The organism is Rhodopseudomonas sp. B29, assembly GCF_000333455.1.
Lineage (GTDB): Bacteria > Pseudomonadota > Alphaproteobacteria > Rhizobiales > Xanthobacteraceae > Rhodopseudomonas.
Map to the genome: position 1 here is coordinate 1 of NZ_BADD01000093.1, position 7,567 is coordinate 7,567.

At 64.8% G+C, this 7,567-nt stretch carries 6 protein-coding genes; 5 read left to right on the top strand and 1 reads right to left on the bottom strand.

All coding sequences use genetic code 11. The annotated features are described in order from the left end of the window. Positions 1-426 precede the first annotated feature (426 nt). From I5M_RS03480 to I5M_RS03495, 4 genes are all read left to right on the top strand, one after another. Positions 427-687, top strand: a complete 261-nt coding sequence (locus tag I5M_RS03480; protein ID WP_022720130.1) for a hypothetical protein — start codon at positions 427-429, stop codon at positions 685-687. Positions 688-1,156: 469 nt separating this feature from the next. Next, complete coding sequence (locus tag I5M_RS03485; RefSeq protein WP_022720131.1) at positions 1,157-2,152, top strand: TorF family putative porin; 996 nt, start codon at positions 1,157-1,159, stop codon at positions 2,150-2,152. A 384-nt stretch (positions 2,153-2,536) separates the two neighbouring features. Beyond that, positions 2,537-2,983, top strand: a complete 447-nt coding sequence (locus I5M_RS03490; protein WP_022720132.1) for an Rrf2 family transcriptional regulator — start codon at positions 2,537-2,539, stop codon at positions 2,981-2,983. Beyond that, positions 2,973-3,884: an NAD(P)/FAD-dependent oxidoreductase gene (locus tag I5M_RS03495; RefSeq protein ID WP_199900012.1), complete on the top strand. Its 912-nt coding sequence runs from the start codon at positions 2,973-2,975 to the stop codon at positions 3,882-3,884. The genes I5M_RS03490 and I5M_RS03495 overlap by 11 nt, the downstream gene beginning before the upstream one ends. Positions 3,885-4,171: 287 nt before the next feature. Here I5M_RS03495 and I5M_RS03500 read toward each other — a convergent pair whose 3' ends face one another. Continuing rightward, positions 4,172-5,920: an ABC transporter ATP-binding protein/permease gene (locus I5M_RS03500; RefSeq protein ID WP_022720134.1), complete on the bottom strand. Its 1,749-nt coding sequence runs from the start codon at positions 5,918-5,920 to the stop codon at positions 4,172-4,174. 261 nt (positions 5,921-6,181) lie between these two features. Here I5M_RS03500 and I5M_RS03505 point away from each other — a divergent pair. Continuing rightward, positions 6,182-7,567, top strand: a 1,386-nt coding sequence (locus I5M_RS03505; protein WP_022720135.1) for an L-lactate permease, incomplete at its 3' end; no start/stop codon positions are given.

Genomic DNA, 7,567 nt, shown 5'->3' on the forward strand with positions numbered 1-7,567 from the left:
TGAAGGCGGGCAAGAAGGCTTCAGCGAAGAAAGGCCGCAAGGTTTTTTTCCAAGAAGTCATCTTCCAAGAAGTCTCCCGCCAAAAAGGCGTCGGCCAAGAAAACTCCCGCCAAAAAGACACCTGCAAAGAAGACACTCGCGAAAAAGACGGTAGTCAGCAAAGCGCCGGCTAAAAAGGCGGTCAGCCCCGCCAAGGCGATCGCGAAGCCGAAGGCGCCCGTCACCACGACCTCTCCCGCCAAGACCCCTCCCACCAAGACTTCGCCCGCCAAGAGCCCCGTCGCCAAAGCTCCGCTGAAGGCGCCGCGCAAGAAGCCCGTTGCGGCTCAGCCGGCGTCGGCGCCCGAGCCGGAGATCGTCGAGACTGCCGCTCCGCCGGTTGCCGAGCCGGTCGCCGCCAGGCCGCGTAAGCCACGCGCGCCGCGGGTGAAGAAAGCCCCGGCACCTGCCCCCGAACCGGAAGCGCCCGCGGCCGAAGTCGGCGAGCCCGAGGCTGCTGCCGCACCGGAGCCCATCGCCGAACCCGAAGCGGCTGAACCGGTCCGGTCAGAGTCGGTGGAAGACTCCAAGACCTGGTCCGACGAGCGGGAGGCCTCGGCTCCCGAGGAATCGGTCGAGGACGAATCCGGTTCGATCGAGTCCTCAGAGCCTTCCGAGGAAGAGGGCGACTCGCACAACCGATTCTGAGCCGGCCTGCCCGACGCATTGCTGCAGAGTTGACGAAGCCGCGGCCTCAAGCCGCGGCTTCGTTGCGTTCGGTGCCTGAGTTCGGGTGAGACGGCTTGGGGTCGCGACTGGCGCCGGCCGCGGTGCCAGCGGCTCGACTCGCGGTGGCAATTCCTGCCTGGTGCGAATCAATCGTTGCAGGATTTCGAGGCTGCGCGCGTAGCAACGTCGGGCTACGACCAAGGTGTTGCCGGCCCGGCTTGTTACTGGGAATAACTCCGACAGGGAGTCGCAAAGTAGTGGTGTTCTTGCAACACTCGCCGACAACTGGGCCCGAACTGTGCGATGTTGCACAAAAAGTCGGCAGTTGCTTGTGTTTTTTGCTTCATCGTTTGCCCCCGTAGTCGCACAGTCGTGTGAACGGATTAAGCAGGTCTATTTTGAACTCTCGGACCTGGGTTGGGCTGAATTTTTGTTGATGGGGATCCACATGAAGAAAACAATCTTGTCGCTCGCGGCGGTGCTCGCAGTTGGCGCCGGTTCGGCTCAGGCGGCTGACCTGGCCACCAAGGTCTATACCAAGGCTCCGCCGGTTGTGGCGTTCGATCCGTGGGACGTCGCCTTCGGCGCCGGTATCATGAGCGACTACGTGTTCCGCGGTATCACCCAGTCGAACCACAATCCGTCGGCGACCGCCTATTTCGAGCCGCGCTACAACGTCACCAAGGACCTGCAGCTCTACGTCGGTACCTCCTGGGAGAGCATCTCGTTCCCGAATCGCGCCGCTGCTGAAGTCGACATCTACGGCGGTATCCGCCCGACCTTCGGCGCCTTCGCCTTCGACTTCGGTGTGTTCGGCTATCTGTATCCGGGTGGAACCTGCTACTACGGTGCCGCCGCCGACGCTGCCGGCAACCCGCTCAGCGCCCAGTGCGCCGCCAACGCCCTTCTCAACGGCAACGTGATGAAGAAGGACGCGAGCTTCTACGAAGGTTACGCCAAGGTGATGTGGACCGTGAACGACATGTTCGCGTTCGGCGCCAACGAATACTACTCCCCGAACTTCCTGAACACCGGCGCCTGGGGCAACTACGCGTCGGTCACCGGCAAGTTCACCGCGCCCGGCACCGTGTTCGGCGCCAGCGGCGTCGGCATGTACATCTCCGGCGAGTACGGCCATCAGTGGTTCGGTACGTCGGACTCCTTCTACGGCGTCCCGGCTTCTCCGACTGGCATCAAGTACAAGGACTACAACACCTGGAACATCGGCGTCGGCTTCACCTACAAGGTGTTCACGCTCGACCTGCGCTACTCGGACACCGACCTGTCGAAGGCGAACTGCAACGCGTTCACCAGCGACTACACGGCGACCGCGAATGGCAGTTTCTCGGCCATCAACCCGACCGGTGTCGGCTCCAAGTGGTGCGGCTCCACGTTCATCGCCAAGCTCTCGGCTGACGTGACGCTGATGAGCAACATCAAGTAAGACTTCCCTTTCTGGGGGCTGAAGGGCGGCAGAGCGATCTGCCGCCCTTTTTGTTTGCGGCTGATGACGTTTGTTGGTGCGCGATCGATGCAGCCAATATCGCGGGGCCGCTGCCTTCTCCCTCGTCATCGCCCGCGCAGGCGGGCGCCCCAGTATCCCAGTGCGCCCATTCTGTGCCGCGTCTGCGCCTACACGCCCGGAAATGACGACGGTTACCGGCAAATCGGTTGTTCGCGCCGAAAGCGGACATGCCGCGTGTTCGGGATGCAAAGCCGTCATCGGTTCGGTCCATGACGTCGTCGAGAAGGCGGACAAGGGGAATGGGCAAAGAATGTTTTGTTCGCCCTCTTGTGGATCGCGATTTCATGTAACATAAATAGTTACATGAAGCGAGACAGTCGTCTTTCCGTTGCCCTCCACGTGCTGCTGCACATGGCGCAGCGCGACACGCCTATGACCTCCGAAGAGATGGCGGCCTGCGCAGGGACCAATCCGGTGGTCATTCGCCGGACCTTCGCGGGCCTGCGTAAGGCCGGGATCGTCGCATCGACCAAGGGGCATGGCGGAGGCTGGCGGCTGGGCCGCGCCCTGTCCAGCATCAGTCTGGCGCAGGTCCAGGAGGCGTTGGACGAGACGATCATCGCGCTCGGCAAAGCCGAGGAAATGCCGGGCTGTTTGGTCGAGCAGGCGGTCAACGCCGCCCTCGACGACGCAGTCGACGAGGCCCGCGCCCTGCTTGTTCGTCGGCTGGCGGCGATCTCGCTGGCCAGCGTGTTCGGCAGCATCGACACCTCCAAAATCCCCCTCGCCAAGGATCATCATCATGCTTGACGCTATCGTTGTCGGCGGCAGCTTCGCCGGCTTGTCAGCCGCCATGCAATTGGCCCGGGCCCGCCGCCGGATCTTGCTGATCGACGCCGGCCTGCCGCGGAACCGTTTCGCCGATGCCTCGCACGGCTTCCTGGGCCAGGATGGTAAGGCCCCGGCCCAGATCCTGCGCGAGGCCGCCTGTCAGGTCTTGGCCTATCCCACAGTCGAGATCGCCAAGGGCGAGGTTCTGGACGCCAAGGCCATCCCTGATGGCTTCACCGTCGCCATGGCCCAGGGTCGCGAGGTCCAGGCTCGGCGGCTGGTGTTGGCCACCGGTGTCGTCGACATCCTGCCCGACCTGCCGGGCCTGATGGAGCGCTGGGGCGCCAGCGTGCTGCACTGCCCCTACTGCCATGGCTATGAACACCGCGACCGGCCGCTCGGCGTGCTGGCCAGCCATCCCATGTCGGCTCATCAGGCCGCAATGATCCCCGACTGGGGGCCTACCACCCTCTTCACCCAAGGTCGGTTCGAGCCGGACGATGAGCAGCGCGCCCTGTTGGACGCGCGCGGTGTGACGATCGAGTGCAGCGAAGTGTCGGCCTTGCTAGGCCGTGCGCCCCAGCTCGAGGCGGTTCAATTGGCGGACGGTCGCACCCTACCGCTGAGCGCCCTGTTCGTGGCTCCGATCCAGCGCATGGCCAGCCCGCTTGCGGAGACGCTGGGCTGCGGCTTCGACGACGGGCCGATGGGGCCGATCATCCGTACTGATGCCTGGAAGGCCACCACCGTGCCCGGGGTGTTTGCGGCGGGCGACGCGGCGCGGCCGATGCAGAACGCGACCCTGGCTTCGGCGGACGGCGTGTTGGCTGGGGTGGGCGCTCATCAGTCTCTGATCCGCGACGCTCTGCTGGCGGCCTGAGGCGACCGCTTCATCCTTTCGTTCCCGAAAGGCGGCGGCGGTTAAGCCCAGGGACCAGCGCGCTCAGCGCAGGCCTTGCCGCCTCCGAGATTGGCGGCAGCCCGCAACGGATCGGAAGGCTTCGACGCCGACTCGGACGTTCAAATCACCACGACGAGCGAGTGTCGTTCTCGGAGGAAGCCCGCTCTGGAATACTGGGCCACCCGCCTCCGCAGATGATGACGGCTTCGCCGGTGATGACGGCAATTTGCAGAGCGACACTGCAGCCCGTCAGCGCACTCGGCGCTTCACCGGGCCGGCTCGGTCTCCTTCACCCGTTCGCCGAGCGTGAAGCGATCGCCGGCGGGGGAGAGGATGGCGTCGCGGTGGTGGAAGGCTTCGAGCGTCGAGCGGTGGCCGATCGACACGATGGTCGTGTCGGGCAGCTTGCGTTCCAGCAGCCGGTAGAGCGCGGCCTCGGATGGTTCGTCGAGCGAGGCGGTGGCTTCGTCGAGGAACAGGAATTGCGGTGCGTGCAGCAGCGCGCGGGCGACGCCGAGGCGTTGCTGCTCGCCGAGCGACAGCGTCCTGTTCCAATGGCCGTGCTCATCGAGCCGGTCCGCCAGCGCCGGCAAGCCGACGTCGCGGATGGCGGCGGCGACCTGCTCCGCAGTGAAGGCATGGGCTTCGGCCGGATAGGCGATCGCGGCCTGCAGCGTATCGACCGGGAAATACGGCCGCTGCGGCAGCGTCATCAGCTTGGCATTGGCCGGGATGGTGATCGAGCCGGAGCCGAACGGCCAGATGCCGGCGATCGCCCTGAACAGCGTCGACTTGCCCGAGCCCGAAGGCCCGACGATCAGCGTGCGCTCCTTGTCGCGAAACGAGAAATCGGGCGCTGCGACCAGCGGCGCGCCGCCCGGCAGCGTCAGCTTGAGGTCGCTGAGGTCGATGCCGGTCTCGCCCGGTGCCGCGACGCGCTCGACCGCGGACGTCGTGCGCACCGCGTGCGCGCCCGCGATCGAGCGTTCGAAGCCGTCGAGTCGGGCGACGACCGACTGCCATTCCGCCAGCGTACGATACGCGGTGATGAAGAACGACAGCGAGTCCTGCACGCTGCTGAAGGCCGACGCGGTCTGCATCATGCCGCCGAGCTGCACCTTGCCGGCGAAGTACGCCGGGGCCACGAGGATGTAGGGGAAGATGACCGAGGCTTGCGAGTAACTGGCGGTGAAGGCGGTCAGCCGCTTGGTCCGCGTCATGATCCGCATCCAGTTTTCGGCGACGAAACCGAACCGCGACGACAGCTTGCCGCGCTCGGCCGCTTCGCCGCGCAGCAGCGCGATCTGCTCGGAATTCTCGCGGGCGCGCACCAGGTTGAAGCGGAAATCCGCCTCGAACCGCTGCTGTCGGAAGTTCAGGTCGACCAGCGGCGAACCGATCCAGTGCGTCAGCGCGGTGCCGATGGCGGCGTAAACCAGTGCACCCCACACCAGATAGCCAGGAATGGGAATGTCGCGGCCGAACACGTGCAGCGGCGCTTCGTTGGAGAGACCCCACAGGATCACGACGAAGGATGCCAACGTTACCACCGCGTTGAGCAGGCCGACGCCGAGGATCAGCGTACGCTCGACGAACATCTGCGTGTCCTCGGCGATACGCTGATCGGGATTGTCGGCGGCGTCGCCGGTGAGCTGCATCTGGTAGTGGTTGGCATCGTGCAGCCAGCCACCGAGATAGCGCTCGGTCATCCATTTGCGCCAGCGGATCTGCAGCCACTGATTGAGATAGAGCTGATAGACCTTCAGCGCGATCCAGATCGCCGCCAGGAAGCAGAAGTAACCAAGCTGATAGGCGAAGACGTGGTAGTTGCGCTCCTGCAGCGCATTGTAGAACACGTTGTTCCAGCGATTGAACAACACACTCAGTCCGACCACGGCCAGTTCGATGACGACCACGGCGGCGAGCAGGCCACGTCCCATCCGCTTGTCGTCGGAATTGAAGTACGGCACGGCGAGCCGCCAGACGGTCGCCAGGGTCGATCGGATATTGTTCAAGGGAACTCTCCAGGAGGAGCGCCGGGCGGACCCCGGCACTTTAGACCAAAGTTGTAGGTAGAATGACCTACGGTGGCTTGTCGCGCCCTGTTGTCGCACCCTAGCATGACGCAACCAGCGGGGCAGGGGGGCTGTCCGACTTCGCGCGTTTGTGAATCCCGGGAGAGTCCGGATCACCGCTTCGGGCGCGACCTCCCCCTCTTCAGCTGTTCGAACCGGCCTCGAGGCCGGCTGAAATAATCATCCTGGGGAGGACGAGGCGTGTGGAATCAAATCTATAATCCGCTCGGCAATGCCGCGCTGTCGACGATCGCGGCCGCGATCCCGGTGGTGACGCTGCTGGTGCTGATCGCCAGCGGCAAGGTCAAGGCGCATCTCGCGGCCATCATCGCACTGGTGATCGCCAACCTGATCGCGATCTTCGTGTTCACCATGCCGGCCAACATGTCGATCCGCGCTTCGCTACTCGGCGTCGTCACCGGCTTCTTCCCGATCGGCTGGATCGTCCTCAACGTCATCTTCCTCTATCGGGTGACGGTGGAGACCGGCCGGTTCGAACTTTTGCAGCGCGCGATCGGTGGCGTCACTACCGACCGGCGGTTACAACTTCTACTGATCGCCTTCGCGTTCGGCGCGTTCTTCGAAGGCGCATCCGGCTTCGGCACGCCGGTGGCGATCACCGGCGCGGTGCTGATCGGCCTCGGCTTCTCGCCGCTCGCCGCCTCCGGCCTGTCGCTGATCGCCAACACCGCCCCGGTCGCCTATGGCGCGCTCGGCACCCCGATCCAGGGCCTCGCCTCGGTGACGGGACTCGATCCCTACACGCTCGGCGCGATGGTCGGCCGGCAGCTGCCGTTCTTCTCGCTGCTGGTGCCGTTCTGGCTGATCTGGGCGTTCGCGGGATTCCGCGGCATGATCCAGATCTGGCCTGCGATCCTGGTCACCGGCATTGCGTTCGCAGTGCCGCAGTTCGTCATCTCGAACTACATCAATCCGTGGATCGTCGACATCGGCGCCTCGCTGATCTCGATGGGCTCGCTGATCCTGTTCCTGAAGGTCTGGCAGCCGCGCGAACTGTGGCTGTCGCCGAAGCTGCGCGGCCGCGACGAGTCGGCGACGACGATGACGCAGCCCAAGGAACTGAGCCGCGCGCCGCTGACCAGTGGCCAGCTGTGGGGCGCGCTGCTGCCGTGGATCATCGTCTGCGTCGTGATGCTGATCTGGGGCAACGGCGCCTTCAAGACCTGGGCAAACTCGATCTTCACCTGGAACTACCCGGTGCCCGAGCTGCATCAGATGATCAACAAGGTGCCGCCGGTCGCCGCCAAGCCGACGCCGGAAGGCGCGGTGTTCGGCTTCACCTATCTGTCGTTCACCGGCACCGGCATGCTGATCGCCGCGATCATCTCGGGCCTGCTGATGGGCGTCTCGCCGGGCAAGATGATCGTCGAGTATGGCCGCACGATCAAAGTCTGCGCCATCTCGCTGATCACCATCTCGGCGATGCTGGCGATCGGCACGCTGACGCGACTGTCCGGCGTCGATGCCACGCTCGGCCTCGCCTTCGCGGCCACTGGTGTGCTGTACCCGTTCTTCGGCACGCTGCTCGGCTGGCTCGGCGTGGCGCTGACGGGGTCGGATACGGCT

What these genes read in the sequence shown, in the direction of transcription:
- I5M_RS03485 (WP_022720131.1), top strand. Translation starts at nt 1,157, where the DNA reads ATGAAGAAAACAATCTTGTCGCTCGCGGCGGTGCTCGCAGTTGGCGCC.
- I5M_RS03490 (WP_022720132.1), top strand. Translation starts at nt 2,537, where the DNA reads ATGAAGCGAGACAGTCGTCTTTCCGTTGCCCTCCACGTGCTGCTGCAC.